At 72.4% G+C, this 14,479-nt stretch carries 13 protein-coding genes and 1 pseudogene; 6 read left to right on the top strand and 8 right to left on the bottom strand.

Features of this window, described 5'->3' with window-relative positions; translation table 11 throughout:
* Window positions 1-152 precede the first annotated feature (152 nt).
* Window positions 153-938: a CDP-alcohol phosphatidyltransferase family protein gene (locus tag ACGFNH_RS28725; RefSeq protein ID WP_393658624.1), complete on the bottom strand. Its 786-nt coding sequence runs from the start codon at window positions 936-938 to the stop codon at window positions 153-155.
* A 110-nt stretch (window positions 939-1,048) separates the two neighbouring features.
* Between ACGFNH_RS28725 and ACGFNH_RS28720 the strand changes: the two genes are divergently transcribed.
* The 5 genes from ACGFNH_RS28720 to ACGFNH_RS28700 all read left to right on the top strand — a co-directional run bounded on the left by ACGFNH_RS28720 (window position 1,049) and on the right by ACGFNH_RS28700 (window position 5,544).
* Window positions 1,049-2,044 (top strand): zinc-binding alcohol dehydrogenase, encoded by a 996-nt coding sequence (locus tag ACGFNH_RS28720; protein WP_393658622.1) that lies wholly within the window; start codon window positions 1,049-1,051, stop codon window positions 2,042-2,044.
* Window positions 2,045-2,166: 122 nt separating this feature from the next.
* Window positions 2,167-2,565 (top strand): 6-pyruvoyl tetrahydropterin synthase family protein, encoded by a 399-nt coding sequence (locus tag ACGFNH_RS28715; protein WP_393658862.1) that lies wholly within the window; start codon window positions 2,167-2,169, stop codon window positions 2,563-2,565.
* On the top strand, window positions 2,562-3,683 hold the full coding sequence (locus ACGFNH_RS28710; RefSeq protein WP_393658620.1) for a glycosyltransferase family 4 protein: 1,122 nt from the start codon (window positions 2,562-2,564) through the stop codon (window positions 3,681-3,683). The genes ACGFNH_RS28715 and ACGFNH_RS28710 overlap by 4 nt, the downstream gene beginning before the upstream one ends.
* The gene (locus tag ACGFNH_RS28705; RefSeq protein WP_393658618.1) at window positions 3,680-4,546 is read left to right on the top strand and encodes a methyltransferase domain-containing protein; all 867 of its coding nucleotides are present in this window, start codon (window positions 3,680-3,682) and stop codon (window positions 4,544-4,546) included. Before ACGFNH_RS28710 ends, ACGFNH_RS28705 begins: the two co-directional genes overlap by 4 nt.
* Window positions 4,546-5,544: a lysylphosphatidylglycerol synthase transmembrane domain-containing protein gene (locus ACGFNH_RS28700; RefSeq protein WP_393658616.1), complete on the top strand. Its 999-nt coding sequence runs from the start codon at window positions 4,546-4,548 to the stop codon at window positions 5,542-5,544. The genes ACGFNH_RS28705 and ACGFNH_RS28700 overlap by 1 nt, the downstream gene beginning before the upstream one ends.
* Before the next feature lie 99 nt (window positions 5,545-5,643).
* On the opposite strand, the pseudogene ACGFNH_RS28695 reads toward ACGFNH_RS28700, so the two are convergent.
* Together ACGFNH_RS28695 and ACGFNH_RS28690 are read right to left on the bottom strand one after the other, a co-directional pair.
* Window positions 5,644-6,357, bottom strand: a pseudogene (locus tag ACGFNH_RS28695) (RibD family protein); the annotation flags it as partial.
* Window positions 6,354-7,139, bottom strand: coding sequence for a creatininase family protein (locus tag ACGFNH_RS28690; RefSeq protein ID WP_393658614.1), 786 nt, complete (start codon window positions 7,137-7,139; stop codon window positions 6,354-6,356). The pseudogene ACGFNH_RS28695 and the gene ACGFNH_RS28690, both read right to left, overlap by 4 nt.
* Before the next feature lie 224 nt (window positions 7,140-7,363).
* Between ACGFNH_RS28690 and ribA the strand changes: the two genes are divergently transcribed.
* Complete coding sequence (gene ribA, locus ACGFNH_RS28685; protein WP_393658612.1) at window positions 7,364-8,014, top strand: GTP cyclohydrolase II; 651 nt, start codon at window positions 7,364-7,366, stop codon at window positions 8,012-8,014.
* Between the two features lie 365 nt (window positions 8,015-8,379).
* On the opposite strand, the gene ACGFNH_RS28680 is transcribed toward ribA, so the two are convergent.
* The 5 genes from ACGFNH_RS28680 to ACGFNH_RS28660 all read right to left on the bottom strand — a co-directional run bounded on the left by ACGFNH_RS28680 (window position 8,380) and on the right by ACGFNH_RS28660 (window position 14,444).
* A complete protein-coding gene (locus ACGFNH_RS28680) occupies window positions 8,380-9,240 on the bottom strand; it encodes a TauD/TfdA dioxygenase family protein (protein WP_393658610.1) in 861 nt (286 codons plus the stop codon).
* A 51-nt stretch (window positions 9,241-9,291) separates the two neighbouring features.
* The gene (locus ACGFNH_RS28675) at window positions 9,292-10,581 is read right to left on the bottom strand and encodes an FAD-dependent oxidoreductase (protein WP_393658608.1); all 1,290 of its coding nucleotides are present in this window, start codon (window positions 10,579-10,581) and stop codon (window positions 9,292-9,294) included.
* A 97-nt stretch (window positions 10,582-10,678) separates the two neighbouring features.
* The gene (locus ACGFNH_RS28670; RefSeq protein ID WP_393658606.1) at window positions 10,679-12,364 is read right to left on the bottom strand and encodes a prenyltransferase/squalene oxidase repeat-containing protein; all 1,686 of its coding nucleotides are present in this window, start codon (window positions 12,362-12,364) and stop codon (window positions 10,679-10,681) included.
* Between the two features lie 10 nt (window positions 12,365-12,374).
* Complete coding sequence (locus ACGFNH_RS28665; protein WP_393658604.1) at window positions 12,375-13,418, bottom strand: UbiA family prenyltransferase; 1,044 nt, start codon at window positions 13,416-13,418, stop codon at window positions 12,375-12,377.
* 3 nt (window positions 13,419-13,421) lie between these two features.
* Window positions 13,422-14,444, bottom strand: coding sequence for a polyprenyl synthetase family protein (locus ACGFNH_RS28660; protein ID WP_393658602.1), 1,023 nt, complete (start codon window positions 14,442-14,444; stop codon window positions 13,422-13,424).
* Between the last annotated feature and the right edge of the window lie 35 nt (window positions 14,445-14,479).

The raw sequence follows: 14,479 nt of genomic DNA, 5'->3' as shown, positions 1-14,479 counted from the left end.
ATCCCCGGCGGAACACCGGGGATGCCTCTTCGCCGGAACGTCTACAGCGCGCGCGTTACGTCTTCCGTGTGCGTGCGATGCGGGATTTGCCATACGCCGCCGGGTGATGACTCCGGCTCACGGCCGGTTGCATCAGAGCCGACGGACCGTCATCAGGCGGCGCTGCGCCCCACCGTGACGGTCTCCCGCTTCTCGCCCCCGACCATGGTCAGTGCCACCGTCTGCACGTCCCTCGTCCTCCACAGCCAGATGATGTCGCGTCCGAAGGACCAGACGAGCAGGGCCAGGGCGAGCGACACGATCCCGAACGTCGCGGCGTACGGCAGGAGTTCGCTGCCCGCCGCGACCAGGACGATGCCCTGAAGCGCGGCCACCGTCTTCCGCGCCGTGCTCGGCGGCAGCGCCCCGTGCATCCACGGCAGCACCCAGGCCGCCGCGACGAATACGTACCGCATCATGCCGATCGCCAGCACCCACGGGCCCAGCGAGAAGGAGACATAGAGGCTGAGCACGAGGATGAGAAAGGCGTCGACCTCCATGTCGAAGCGCGCCCCGAGCCGTGACGATGTCCCGGTGCGCCGGGCCACCTGCCCGTCGACCGCGTCGAGGATCAGGGCCGCCGTGGCGAGCGCCACCAGGACCGTGACCGGCGGCCGCCCCCCGAGGGAGTCGGCGACCAGCGCGGTCACGCCGCCCGCGAGAGTCGCGCGGGCCAGCGTGACGGAGTTGGCCGGCCCGAAGGACCGGGTTCCCGAACGACGCAGGGCGAGCGTGAGTACCGCCCACATGGCGACCGCGAAGACCGAGCCGGTCAGCCACCCCACAGGCCCCAGGCCGACCGCCAGCCAGAGCAGGGCCAGGAGCAGGAGCTGCGCGCCCATTCCCGCGGTTGTTTCCTGCCGGAACGGCCGGGTTTCGTACCCGCCGTAAACGGCCATTGCGCCTCCCCGAGCTGTGTGACAAGTCGATCAGTGCCGCGTACCGTTCCTGCGGACTTCGTGACTACTAACAACGGGAGCCGTCGCTCCAGCGTTCAAGGAGGCTGCTGATGGATCGCGCCGCCCGCGCCTTCTGGCTCCGCTCTCCCGGGGACGGCGAGATCCGGGCCGTCGATCTTCCCGAACCCGGTGCGGACGACGTCGTCGTGCGTGCGCTGTTCTCCGGAGTGAGCCGCGGGACGGAGACGCTGGTCTTCCGCGGTGGTGTGCCCGAGAGCCAGTACGGCACCATGCGGGCCCCCTTCCAGGACGGCGACTTCCCCGCCCCCGTCAAGTACGGGTACCTCAGCGTCGGAGTCGTCGAGGAAGGGCCGGAGCCGCTCCTCGGCCGTACGGTCTTCTGCCTCTACCCGCATCAGAGCCGCTACGTCGTACCCGCCAGTGCGGTGACCCCGCTGCCGGACACCCTCCCCGCCGAGCGCGCGGTGCTGGCGGGGACGGTGGAGACCGCGGTGAACGCCCTCTGGGACGCGGCACCCATGATCGGCGACCGGGTCGCCGTGATCGGGGCCGGCATGATCGGCGCGAGCGTCGCCGCGCTGCTGGCCCGCTTCCCCGCCGTCCGGGTCCAGCTGGTCGACGCCAACCCCGCCCGTGCCGAGCTGGCCGAGGCGTTGGGCGTCGACTTCGCACTGCCCGGGGAAGCGACGGGCGGATGCGACCTCGTCGTCCACGCCAGTGCGACCGAGGCCGGACTCGCCCGCTCCCTGGAACTCCTCGACCCGGAAGGCATGGTCCTCGAACTGAGCTGGTACGGGGACCGGCGGGTCAGTCTCCCGCTGGGCGAGGCCTTCCACTCCCGCCGCCTCGTCGTGCGCAGCAGCCAGGTCGGCACGGTCTCCCCGGCCCGCGCGTCCCGGCGCACCTACGCCGACCGGCTCGCGCTCTCCCTCGACCTGCTCGCCGGCCATCCCGCCTTCGACGCACTGATCACCGGGGAATCCGCTTTCGAGGAGCTCCCGCAGGTGATGCCGCGTCTGGCCTCCGGCGACCTCCCCGCGCTGTGCCACCGCGTCCGGTACGAAACCGGCCCGGAATCCGGCTGAGCAGATCTCCGCTCCGGCCCGTACCCATGGGCACGAGAAGCGAGCACGGACCGGACATGGGCCGGCCCGAACCCGTACGCCCCGGCCGGGGCGTTTCTCCGCACGACCTGGAGGGTCATCCGTTGTTCAGCGTCACCGTCCGCGATCACATCATGGTCGCCCACAGCTTCCGCGGCGAGGTCTTCGGGCCCGCGCAGCGCCTGCACGGCGCGACGTTCCTCGTGGACGCCACATTCCGACGGACCGAGCTGGACGAGGACAACATCGTCGTCGACATCGGGCTGGCCTCCCAGGAGCTGGGCCGGATCACCGCCGACCTCAACTACCGCAATCTGGACGACGAACCGGACTTCGCGGGCATCAACACCTCCACGGAGTTCCTGGCCAAGGTCGTCGCCGATCGGATCGCCGACCGCATCCACGCCGGCGGGCTCGGCGAAGGGGCCCGCGGTCTGGACGGCCTCCAGGTCACCCTCCACGAGTCCCACATCGCCTGGGCGAGTTACGAGCGCTCGCTGTGAACCCCGCCGACGCCACCCCGACGGCCGTGCCCACGGTGCACTTCGTCCTGCCCGGTGACGTCGACGATCTTGCCGCCCCCAGCGGCGGCAACACCTACGACCGCCGGGTGTGCCAGGAACTGCCCCGCGCCGGCTGGCGCGTTCACGAGCACCCCGTGCCGGGCGCGTGGCCGGAGCCGGGGGCGGCTGCCCGCGCGAAACTGGCCGGGATCCTCGGCGGGCTGGCGGACGGCAGCGTCGTCCTGCTGGACGGGCTCGTGGCCTGCGCCGTGCCCGACATCGTCGTCCCCGAAGCCGCCCGGCTGCACCTGGTGGTGCTCCTGCACCTGCCGCTCGGCGACGAAACCGGACTGGCCCCCGCGACCGCCGCGGACCTCGACGCCCGCGAACGCAGGACCCTGCGCGCCGTGTCGTCCGTCGTGGCGACCAGCACCTGGGCGGCCCGCCGGCTCGTGGCGCACCACGGGCTCGCCCCGGACCGGGTCCATGTCGCCGCCCCAGGCGCGGACCCCGCGCCCCAGGCACCCGGCACCGACGGCGCGTCGCGGCTGCTGTGCGTCGCGTCGGTCACGCCGCGCAAGGGACAGCACCGGCTGGTCGGCGCGCTGGCGACGGTCGCCGACCTGCCGTGGTCCTGCGTCTGCGTCGGCGGACTGGGCCAGGACCCCGCGTACGTCGTCCGGCTGCGCGCCCTGATCGCGGAGTTCGGGCTCGGGGACCGGGTGCGTCTCATCGGCCCGCAGCACGGCGAGGAACTGGAAGCGAGCTACGCCGCGGCCGACCTCCTGGTGCTCACCTCGTACGCCGAGACGTACGGCATGGTCGTCACCGAGGCGCTCGCACGCGGCATCCCCGTCCTGGCCACCGCCGTGGACGGCCTCCCGGAGGCCGTCGGGCGCGCGCCGGACGGAAACGTGCCGGGCCTCCTCGTACCCCCGGGTGATCTGCAGGGCCTCGGCAGCGGGTTGCGGCGCTGGTTCGACGAGCCCGATCTGCGCAGGCAGTTGAAGGTCTCCGCGCGCCGGAGGCGGGCCGTTCTGGAAGGGTGGGACATGACGTCGCGCAATCTCGCCGCCGTGCTGGAGCGGCTTCCGCAAGCATCCCGGAGGTCCGCATGACCAGGACCGAAGTACCGCCGTACGCCCCCGAGTGGCTCGAACTGCGGGAGAGCGCGGACGCCGCCGCCCGCGCGAGCGGGCTCCTCGTCCCGCTGCGCCGCCATCTGTCGGGCCTGCCGCGGTGGGAGCCGGGCGCCGGCCTGGTGATCCGCGATCTGGGCTGCGGCACCGGCTCGATGGGACGCTGGCTCGCCCCCCGGCTGCCCGGCCCCCAGCGATGGGTGCTGCACGACCGCGACCCCGGTCTGCTGGAGCACGCGGTGGCACGGATGCCCGGCGCGTCCGCCGACGGCAGTCGCGTCACGGTCACCACACGCCAGGGCGACCTCGCCCGGCTGTCCGCGGACGACCTCTCCGGCACCGCGCTGGTGACGGCGTCGGCCCTGCTGGACGTGCTCACCACGGACGAGGTGGACGGCCTCGTCGCGGCCTGCGCCGGTGCCGGCTGCCCGGCGCTGCTCGCGCTCTCCGTGGTCGGACGCGTCGAGCTGACGCCGGCCGACCCGCTCGACGCCGAGATCGGCGAGGCGTTCAACGCCCATCAGCGGCGCAGCGACGACACCCGCCGCCTGCTCGGCCCCGACGCCGTCGCCACGGCCTCCGAAGCCTTCACGCGGCACGGCATGGACGTACGCGTGCACAGCAGCCCCTGGCACCTGGGCGCCGATCAGTCCGCGCTGGCGGCCGAGTGGCTCCGGGGCTGGGTGGGTGCGGCCTGCGAAGAGCGGCCGGACCTCGACGCGTCCGCCGTCGCGTATCTGCAGCGCCGCCTGGCGGCGTGCGAAGCGGGCGGGCTGCGGGTGGTGGTGCACCACAGCGATCTTCTCGCCCTGCCCCGCCGGACGTCCGGGGAGGCGCGGTGATGCGTGCGGCCTGGCCGAGGATCCGGAACCTCGTCGGCGTGGGGATCCTCGTCGTCCTGCTGTGGCGGCTGGGCAGCGACGCGTTCGTTGACGGGCTGCGCAGGATCGACACCGCCGCGCTGCTGGCCGCGCTCGCGCTCGGCCTGATCACCACGCTGTTCAGCGCCTGGCGCTGGTGCCTGGTCGCCCGGGCCATGGGGATGCGGCTCCCGCTCGGTCAGGCCGTGGCCGACTACTACCGTTCGCTGTTCCTGAACGCGGCGCTGCCCGGCGGCATCCTCGGCGATGTGCACCGCGCCGTACGGCACGGACAGGACGCCGGTGACGTCGGCCGGGGCGTACGGGCGGTGGTGCTGGAACGGACCGCGGGCCAGGTCGTGCTCATCGGCGTCGGTGCCGCGGTGCTCTTCGCCTCTCCGTCCCCGGCCCTTCAGGATGTGCGGGCCGTGGTGGCCCCCGTCGCGGCCCTGGCGTTCGCGGCGGCTGCCGCGATCGTGGTCGCGGCAGCCGTGGGGCTCCGGCTGGTGCCCGGGATGTCGCGTGTCCGCCGCGCGGTCGGCTCCGCGGTGGCGGAGGCGCGCCAGGGGCTGTTCGGCCGCGAGAGCCTGCCCGGAGTGGCGGTCTCGTCGGCGGCGGTTCTCGCCGGGCATCTGGCGACGTTCCTGCTCGCCGCCCGGGTCGCCGGATCCGCCGCGCCCGCGGCCGAGTTGCTGCCCCTGATGGTGCTGGCGCTGCTCGCCATGGCCCTGCCGCTGAACGTCGGGGGCTGGGGGCCGCGGGAAGGCGTCACGGCGTGGGCCTTCGGTGCGGCGGGCCTAGGCGCGACCCAGGGGCTGACGGTCGCCGTGGTGTACGGCGTGCTCACCTTCGTCGCGAGCCTTCCCGGTGCCGGCGTGCTCGCCGGCCGATGGCTCGCCGGACTCCGTACCCAGCGGCCGGAGTTCGAGTTCGAAGAGCGTGTCCTCGCCGAGAGCGGAGCGGCGCACCGCGGGGCGTAGGGCGTCGCGCATCACCGGGGTGCCGTCGAAGCGGAGCCCGGGGACGCCGTCGCCGATGAGGACCGGGGCGACAGTGACGTAGAGACGGTGGAGGGCCTGTTCATGGAGGAAACGCGAGACAGTGACGCCGCCGCCCTCGACCAGCAGCCGGCCGAGGCCGCGCCGGGCGAGCGTGTCCACCAGGCGCCGGGGTGCGAACGCAGCACGGTCCGGCAGGGTGAGGACGTGGACGCCGTCCGGAACGTCCCGCTTTCCGTCCTGGTCCTGACTGCCGTCCTCCGGACCGCCGTGCGCTGGGCCGCTGTGGTCCGGTCCCACCACCCAGAGCGTCGGCGCGGCCCCGTCGGTGAACACCTGGCGATCCAGGGGTACGCGGCGGTGCGGGTCGAGGACGACGCGGACCGGATGGGTGCCCGCGCAGGCGCGCACGGTGAGCCGGGGGTCGTCGGCGACGGCCGTGCCGGCACCGACGACGACCGCGTCGACGAGGGCGCGCAGACGGTGCAGGTGGCAGCGGTCCTCCTCGCCGGTGACGAAGTCAGCGTCGCCGGTGCGGGTGGCGATGAAACCGTCGAGGCTCTGGCCGAGTTGGGCGAAGGCCAGTCGCGGGCCGGCCAGGCACAGTGGCACATAGCGGTCGGCCAGCTCGGCCGCTTCGGGCGAGGCGTTCCGCTCCCATCGCCAGGTGCCGTCCGCCGACCGGACGAGTCCGGCGGACGCGGCCTGGGCATCGGACCGTATGCCGAGCAGGCGGTCCCAGGCCTCGGCCGCCCCCAGCGGATCGTCGGGGCGCTGCGCGCTGCCGGTGGTCATCGGTTCACCTCGGGGTGCTCGGGGCCGGCGGAACCGGCACCGGGCCGGGAGAGAAGGGAGTGGTACTCACCGAAGGATTCCACAAGGCTCGCCAGAAGTGCCTTTCCCTTTTCCGCCGACGCCTTCGAAGGACGGCCGATGACACCCGATTCCGTATAGGCCGCCATACCGAGCGTGAGCAGATGCCTGCGATCGTCGGCGATGCAATCCGAGGTTTCATATCCGGGGCGGACGAGTTCGGGATGTGCGTGCAGAAGGATGGACGTCTCGAGTTCTCCCGCGTGCATATCGCTGAACGACGACGTCTCCACACCGGCGCGTGACCGCGCGGCATCCCAGTCGGGCGATCCGGGGAATAGCGCCATGCGGATCCCGGACCCCGCAGATTCCTGAACTACGTTACGTAGTACGTAGTTTCCGCCGTGTCCGTTCACCAGAATCAGGGACTCGATGCCGGAGCGGCGGAGCGAGTCCGCGATATCCCGTACGACGGTGTGGAGGGTCGCGGCGGAAAGGGAGACCGTGCCCGGCCAGTCGGCGTGCTCCTGCGAGCAGGAGATCGTGAGCGGAGGAAGGTGGTGAACCGGATATACCGCTGCGATCTCCCTGGTGATGGTGCACGCCACGACCGTGTCCGTGACCAGCGGGAGGAATGCTCCGTGCTGTTCGAAGCTGCCGATGGGAAGCACGGCGACAGCGGCGCGTCGCTCCCTCACCTCCTCGGTCGTGGTCAGCGGCAACAGACCCCCGGAGGTCGTCCCGTGCGTTCCCGAACCGCTCATGCCATTCCGGCCTTTCGTTCCTCGATACGTGTATGCGGCCGCCATCCGGCTCGAATGCGGGGACGCATACGGACTTCCGAGCGGACATCCGTATGAGCAGAGTACGCGGCATCGGCGATCTCTCCCAAGGGGCGAACGCGACGAACCCCGCGACTCGTTGAAGTGTTGTGACTTCATTCTTCATACAGGTCCCGCACGGCCCACATTAGGGGTAGCATCTCCGCATGACAGCAATGGATGTCGTGACCGACCCAGGCCCTGGTCCGTCAGGTGTCGTTCGCGTGGTAAATGTCCGACTGCCCACCGTGCACGGGGATTTCCGCGCAATCGGCTACCTGGACCGTGATGGCGGCGAGGAGCAAGTGGCGCTGGTATGCGGCGACGTCGCCGGAGAGCGCACGCTGACCCGTTTGCATTCCGAGTGCCTGACCGGGGACGCCTTCGGGTCCATGCATTGCGATTGCGGAGATCAACTGTCGGCGGCGCTGCGCGCCATCGCGGCCGAGGGGAGGGGCGTCCTCGTCTACCTCCGGGGCCATGAAGGCCGTGGCATCGGGCTGTTGGCCAAGCTGCAGGCGATGAAGCTGCAGACGGAGGGGCTGGACACGGTCGAGGCCAACCTCGCCCTCGGTTTCCCCGTCGACGCCCGCGACTACCGCGTGGCGGCGGACATCCTGCACGACCTGGATGTGGATTCCGTACGGCTCATGTCCAACAACCCGTGCAAACGGGAGGCATTGCTGCGGCACGGCATCAAGGTCGCCGAGCAGGTCCCCCTGCTCATGCCGCCGCACGAGGAGAACATCCGCTATCTGCGGACCAAGCGGGAGCGCCTCGACCACTACCTGCCGCACCTGAACGCGGCGGGGGAGTAGCCCCCGGCGCCTCCGCGCCGGGGCCGCGCGGAGGCAGGGGGCGCCCACGGCGCGCGCACCTGTGGGCGGCCGCTCGTGCGTGACCGGTCGGCGTGATGCGACCGGTCACGCACGAGCGGCCGGTCGGCGTGGTGCGACCGTCGGCGTGGTGCGGGCCATCGGCATGGGTGTGGCCGGTCGGCGTGGCGGCGCGCCCGCAGCACGGCCGGGCCACCGGCGCCCGGGGGTTGCGTGAGGGTGCATCAAGTGGCGCTGCGCGGGTGGGAGTTCGGCCCCGCCCAGGTGCTCCTTGCCCCGCCCGGTGCGCCCCGCCCCACCCGGTGCGCCCCGCCCCGCGCGGAATGCCGCGCGGGTGGTGCGGTGGATCAGTAGCCCGCCTTCGCGTTGACCCGGCGAGGGTAGTAGCGCTCGTCCCCGGCCCTCTCGTAGTCCTTCCTGCGCGGCGCCTCCGAGACCGGGTGGTCCCCGAGGACCGTGACGCGCCGGCCCTGCCGGTACCCGGAGTAGTCGTTGATGGCGAGGTGCTGGGTCGCCCGGTTGTCCCACAGGGCGACGGCGCCGGGCTCCCAGCGGTACCGGCAGTGGAACCGCGGCGACTCGGCATGCTCGAAGAGGTACTGCAGCACGGCATCGCTCTCGTTCCGGCTGAGCTGCGGAATGTGCGAGGTCCACATGCGGGTGACGTACAAGGACCGCCTTCCGGTCTCCGGGTGGACGCGGACCACCGGATGCTCCGCGCTCACCTCGCCGACCTCCGGTGCCCGCAGCGTATGGACGGCGGTGAGCCCTTCCAGCAGTTCGCGGAACGGCTCCGACAGCGTCTCGTACGCCAGGTACTGGTTGCTCCACATCGTGTCGCCCCCGACCGGCGGGCAGGTGACCAGCTTCAGGATCGATGCGATCGGAGGGTTCGTCCGGAAGGTGACGTCGATGTGCCACTCATCGGCCTTGCCCCCCTTGTCGGACTCGATGAGTGCGATCTCCGGGTGCCCCTGCGCCTTCGGAAGGAACGGATGGATCTCCAGTTCCCCGAGGCGGCGGCCCAGCGCGATGTGCGCCTCCGGGGAGAGCCGGGACTGCCCCGGGAAGAACAGCACCAGGTGCTCCAGCAGGAGTTCATGGATCTGCTCGAAGAGGGGATCGGTCATCTCGGTCAGATCGACCCCGTGGATCTCGGCGCCGAGAGCGGCGGACATCCGGCGTACGTGCAGCGGCTGTTCGGTCACAGCACACCTTTCCTCAAGGATGGCGAATGGCGGGGCGCGGACACCCGGTGCTCAGGCGTCCGGTACGCGGTGGGCCCGGGGGTCGGGCAGGAGGCCGATCTGGTGCAGCCGGTCCAGCGGAGTGAGCCGGACCGGACCGAGACCGGCCATGTTGTACGTGACGGCGCGCAGAAGCCGGGGGTTGGCGCCCGTGTGCCGGACCGCGCGCCTCCCCAGCAGCCGACCCCGCCAGGACAGATCGGTGACCATGCGGGCCGCGTTGTCGCTGGTGCGCGCCGTGTGGGCGAGGGCCGGAACCTGCCGCCGCTCGTAGTCGCGCAGTGCGCCGTCCACGACACCGGGGGAGAGCGCGCCGCTCCGGTCCAGATGCTCCGCCAGCAGGCCCGACAGGCAGTCGGCACTGGTGATGGCGGTATTCATGCCCTGGGCCGCCATGGGGTGGACGGCGTAGGCGGACTCGCCGACGAGCGCCAGACCGGGGACGGACAGACGCGGCGTCAGCAGCCGGAAGACCGGCAGTATTTGACGCGTCGGCAGACTTTCTCGCAGTGGTCCCGCCAATGGCTCCAGTGCGGGAGTCCCACGGAGCATCTCGCTTGCCCACGCGGCCAGTTGCGCGCTGTCGAGCCCGCGCAGCTCTTCCGGGGTGACCTGCGCGTAAAGGCGTACGCGTCCCCCGGGCAACGGATAGGCCAACCGCAGCCCGCGGGCGGTGAGATACGCGGAGAAGTCCTCGGGTCGCCACGCCGCGCCCGTGATCTCGAAGGACAGCAGGCGGTGCGGATAGTCCAGGCGCCGGCCGTCGATGCCGGCGGCGCGGCGCAGCCGGGAGGCGATGCCGTCCGCCGCGACCACGAGGTCCGCGTGCACCGTACTGCGGCGGTTCTCCTGGGCCAGCAGGACACCGATGACGCGCCCTGCGCTGTCGCGCAGTGCCTCTTCGACGAGGACGCCCCGGCGCAACTCGACCCGGGGGCCGAGGTCTTCGCTCAGCGCGTCGAGGATCGTGAGGTGGTCGTGCGCGACCAGGGACCGGTCCCCCTCCGGCAACCGGCCGTAGTCCAGCGCCATCAGTGCCTCACCCGCGGGGCCGCGCACCACGAGCCTGCCGAGCCGTACGGCGTTCCGCCGCTCCAGGGCACGGGCCGTACCCCACCGCCGCAGGACGCGCAGCGCCCCCGGTTGCAGCACTTCGCCCTTCGCCACGGGCCTCGGGCGGTGCTGTTTGTCCACCACCAGGACGCGCAGGCCGAGTTCACTCATGGCACGGGCCGTGGCGAGCCCGGCGACACCGGCGCCGCACACCACCACGTCGTACCGGGAGGTGTCCGATCCGCTCATGCCGCCGCTCCGTCCGTTCCCCTCAGGCACCGTCCGCTGACGCGCTGCCCGCTTTCGCGCTGCCGGGTCGCGCACTGCCCGGTCCCGCCCTGCACGCTCATGCGCCGTCAGCCTCCGGGACCGGTCCGCGCAGCCGCGCCAGGGCGCGTACGGCGAGGCTGGCGGCGATCACGTCGTCCGTGTAGCGGGCGCAGAAGCGGATGTACTCGTTCACCGGGCCGCCCTGCCAGCCGCCGTCCGGCATCTGTGCCGCCAGCAGCCGTTGCGCGGCCGTGGTGACCACGTCGTCCTCCGGGTCAATGCCCGCCGCCAGCAGGGCGTGCAGCGCCCAGGCGGTCTCCTCGACCGTGCCCGGTTCCTGGCCGCGTCCGGTGCCCCACGATCCGTCGGCCTGCCGGGCGCGTATCAGCCAGTCGCGGGCCCGCCGGGCCGCGGGGTGCCCGGCGCCGCGGGCCCGGCAGAGCGCCTCCAGCACCGTGGCGGTGCCGGGTGTCCCGCCGCGGTACCACAGTGCCTCGAAGGAGCCGTCCCGGTCCTGGCGTTTCGTCAGCCATCGCAGTGCGCGCTCCACACGCGCATCGCTCCCGTCGGCTCCGTGGTCCAGCAGAGCCAGAACGGCCTTGGCGGTCATCTGGGGACAGGGCCCGAATCCGCCCGGTCTGCTGTTCCGTACGGCCAGGCTCCACGACCCCTGGGAGTCCTGCATCCGGGTCAGCCAGTCCACGCCCTCCCGTGCGTGCCTGTCGCCCTCGCCTCCTGGAAGCCGCCGCAGGATCGAGGAGATCTCGGCGGTCTCCAGCGCCATCGGCCAGGAGTGCTCGTCGGAGAAGCCCCAGTAGCCCGGCGGGCATTCCAGTGCGCGGAACGGCGGTGTGCGATGACGGACGCGGAGCATGGCCCGGGTCGTCGCGAGGCGGGGATCCGCGCCGCGGCCGGCTTCGAGCAGTGCCGCGGTGGCGAAGCCGGACCACGTCAGATCCAGGGGCATCAGGTCCCAGGAGCCGTCCGCCGACGCCGCCGAGCGCAGCCAGTCCGCGGAGGCCGCGGCGATCTCGGGTGCCAGGCCGGAACGGGTCACGCCGATGCAGACGAGGCCGGTGAGCCAGGGATCGGTGCTCAATCCACCGGTGCCGCCGCCGTGTTCGTACACATGACGCACCACGGACAGCGCGGTCGACCGGGTACGGGAGTCCAGCCACCCCAGCCCTGGGCGTGGTCGACGCTGTGCCGACTGCCCCAGGGTCATGGCCGCGAAGATCGGCAGCCGCAGGCTCAGCAGGCGCCGTGAGAAACCGGGCAGGAGCAGCAGTTCCCGCGGCAGACGGGGCAGGGTGTGCGACGGGTACCGGCCGGCGAGTACGGCGAACTGCCGTGTGAGTCCCACCATGGCCGGCTCGGGCAGGGCCTCCTCGCCGCCGAGTGCCGTGAGCCGGCGCCGGCCCGCCTTCACCGCACCGGCGGCCCGGCTGCCGCCCACGACCTGGAGGACGTCCGTCGCGAGCGCTGTGGCGAGCAGCTCCGTGGGCACCCCGGCCATGGCCCATCCGCCGTCCCCACGCTGCGTCTCCATCAGCCGGGTGACCCCGCGGGTCATCACGTCGTCGGCACGCCCGTCGCGTGCACCGGTCAGCCGCAGTGCCATCAGGGCCACCGCCGTGTTGCCGGGCGAGAACCGGTCTCCTGCGGGAGCGAAGACACCGTCCGGGCGGCGGCGGGCGAACAGCCACTCCGTCCCGGCGGTGACTGCGGTACGGATTCGGGAAGGCAGGGGAGAGGTCGCCATGGAAGGGAGTTCACCCATTTCCGTCGTGGGCCGGCGTGTGATGCGGGGCGGGGAGCCCGGCGAGGCCCGCCGGTTCGCTGGTTTCCGGGACCCCTGAGGGAGCGAGCTCGTACCGGGCGCGCATCCGGCTCTGGGCGAGAACGGTCACGGCCAGCAGAGGGAGGAGCAGGGACAGCGCCGCCGTCGGGCCGATGCCTCCGGCGACCACGGCCGCAGCAAGCACCAGCCGTTCCGACACCAGGACTTCGTGCGCCGCCAAGGCCCGGGGCGGCGTGATCTCCCGCCCGGGGCGCAGCAGCGGCAGATACGCGGCGGCGCCGCATCCGCCGGCGAGCAGCAGCAATGCGAGGCAGCCCACGGGGCTCGCGGGGACCAGCCAGGCGCAGGCCGAGGCGAGGGCCAGGGCCGCCGCGTACAGCCGGGCCGCTGTGACCGCGGCGGGACGCACACCGCGGAGCACCGGCAGCGTGCGGTATCCGCCCGCACGGTCGGCCGCCACATCGCGCAGGGTGCCGACGAGGTTCGACGCCGTGTCATGGACCGCGAAGACGAGGGCGAACGGCAGTACGCGCCAGGGGGGTTGGCCCGTGACCGTGAGCGCGCCGTGCAGCACGGTGATCGCCGTCAGCGCTCCCCGTACGGCATTGCCGGACAGCCCGCGGGCCTTGAACACCTTGGCGTACGCCACCACACCCGCCATGGCCGCGGCCACCAGGACCAGCGCGAGCCAGGAGACCAGGACCGTGACGACAGCGGCGCCGACCGCACATCCCGTACCGCAGATCACGGCGGCCCGAGGGCTCAAGCGGCCCGAAGGGATGGGGCGTTGGGGCTTGCCGATGGCGTCGAGACGGCGGTCGAAGAAGTCACCGAGATAGTGCCCGCCGAGCCAGCCCAGTGTCGGAGCCGCCCACGCCACCCCGAGCGCGCCCGGTGAGGGGGAACCGCCGGCCAGTGCGGCTCCCGCAACGCCCACCAGACCCGGATACCACAGGGTGTAGGGGCGCCAGGTCTGCACATGCGCCCATAAGCCCCTGCCGAGGCGCCCGGCCATCGGTCAGTTCTCCCGGTCGACGGCCAGGTCGGCCACGGAGGCGAGGATCTCGGCGGATTCGGTCACCGGAAGCCGCGTCAGATACTCCTTGGCGAGGTCGGTCTCCGTACGCGACCGCTCCCGCGCCAGTTCGAGGGCGCCGGTCGAGTGGAGCAGCTCCCGGACGACCTCGTGCGCCTCCGCGGTCGGCAGGCGTCCGGCGAGGGCGGCCGAAAGGCGGGCGCGCCCGGACGGTCCGCTCATCTCGTGGCAGAGCAGAACGGGAAACGTGGGGCGGCTGTTGGCCATGTCGCTCAGATCCGGCTTGCCGGTGGCGCTGCTGTCGCTGATGTGGGGCAGCAGGTCGTCGTGCATCTGAAAGGCACGCCCGAGGTGGTGGGCGTATCCCGTCAGGGTGCAGTCGTCCTCGTGCGACCCGCCGCCCAGAGCCCGGCCGGCACGGCACGCTCCGCGGAACAGCGCCCCGGTCTTCAGCGCGGTCATGGAGAAGTAGGCGTCCAGTCCGCATCCGAGGTCGCCGCGCAGCCGGCCCTCCATCGCCTGGCCGCTGCACAGGTCCATGCCCGCCTGGGCGAGGATCCGTACTGCGTCGAGCACCCGGGAGGCGGGAAGCCCGTACTCCGTGCACTCGGCGACGGCCGCGAACATCCGCATCATCAGGGAGTCCCCGGTGACGATGGCGTCGGAGCTGCCGTGGAGAGCGGCGACGGAGGGGCGGCCACGGCGGAGCGCGTCCTCGTCGATGACGTCGTCGTGGACCAGCGAACCGACGTGCAGATACTCCACGCCGAGGGCGGCGGGCAGGAAGGGCTCGCGGGGGTTGCCGAGCGCCGCGGCCGATTCCACGAGGAGCAACGGGCGCAGCAGTTTGCCCGCCGGGACGAGTGCGTAGCGGGATATCCGGTGCACCCGCTCCTCATCCGGCTGCCAGCGGGTGTGCAGTTCGCGCTGCAGCAGTGCGAGCGTCGTACGCGCGGGGGCCAGATGGTGCCCGGGCACGTGCGTCGCCGGGTGCGGCGGGATCATGGAGTCCCTTTCCGGTGGGGGATCGTGCCGGCGCC

It is taken from the genome of Streptomyces sp. NPDC048639, assembly GCF_043199075.1.
Taxonomy (GTDB): Bacteria; Actinomycetota; Actinomycetes; order Streptomycetales; family Streptomycetaceae; genus Streptomyces.
The sequence above is the reverse complement of the archived record's forward strand: the minus strand, read 5'-3'. Positions and strand labels throughout refer to the sequence as shown.

What these genes read in the sequence shown, in the direction of transcription:
- ACGFNH_RS28725 (WP_393658624.1), bottom strand. Translation starts at nt 938, where the DNA reads ATGGCCGTTTACGGCGGGTACGAAACCCGGCCGTTCCGGCAGGAAACA.
- ACGFNH_RS28720 (WP_393658622.1), top strand. Translation starts at nt 1,049, where the DNA reads ATGGATCGCGCCGCCCGCGCCTTCTGGCTCCGCTCTCCCGGGGACGGC.
- ACGFNH_RS28705 (WP_393658618.1), top strand. Translation starts at nt 3,680, where the DNA reads ATGACCAGGACCGAAGTACCGCCGTACGCCCCCGAGTGGCTCGAACTG.
- ACGFNH_RS28700 (WP_393658616.1), top strand. Translation starts at nt 4,546, where the DNA reads ATGCGTGCGGCCTGGCCGAGGATCCGGAACCTCGTCGGCGTGGGGATC.
- ACGFNH_RS28690 (WP_393658614.1), bottom strand. Translation starts at nt 7,139, where the DNA reads ATGAGCGGTTCGGGAACGCACGGGACGACCTCCGGGGGTCTGTTGCCG.
- ribA (WP_393658612.1), top strand. Translation starts at nt 7,364, where the DNA reads ATGACAGCAATGGATGTCGTGACCGACCCAGGCCCTGGTCCGTCAGGT.
- ACGFNH_RS28675 (WP_393658608.1), bottom strand. Translation starts at nt 10,581, where the DNA reads ATGAGCGGATCGGACACCTCCCGGTACGACGTGGTGGTGTGCGGCGCC.
- ACGFNH_RS28670 (WP_393658606.1), bottom strand. Translation starts at nt 12,364, where the DNA reads ATGGCGACCTCTCCCCTGCCTTCCCGAATCCGTACCGCAGTCACCGCC.
- ACGFNH_RS28665 (WP_393658604.1), bottom strand. Translation starts at nt 13,418, where the DNA reads ATGGCCGGGCGCCTCGGCAGGGGCTTATGGGCGCATGTGCAGACCTGG.
- ACGFNH_RS28660 (WP_393658602.1), bottom strand. Translation starts at nt 14,444, where the DNA reads ATGATCCCGCCGCACCCGGCGACGCACGTGCCCGGGCACCATCTGGCC.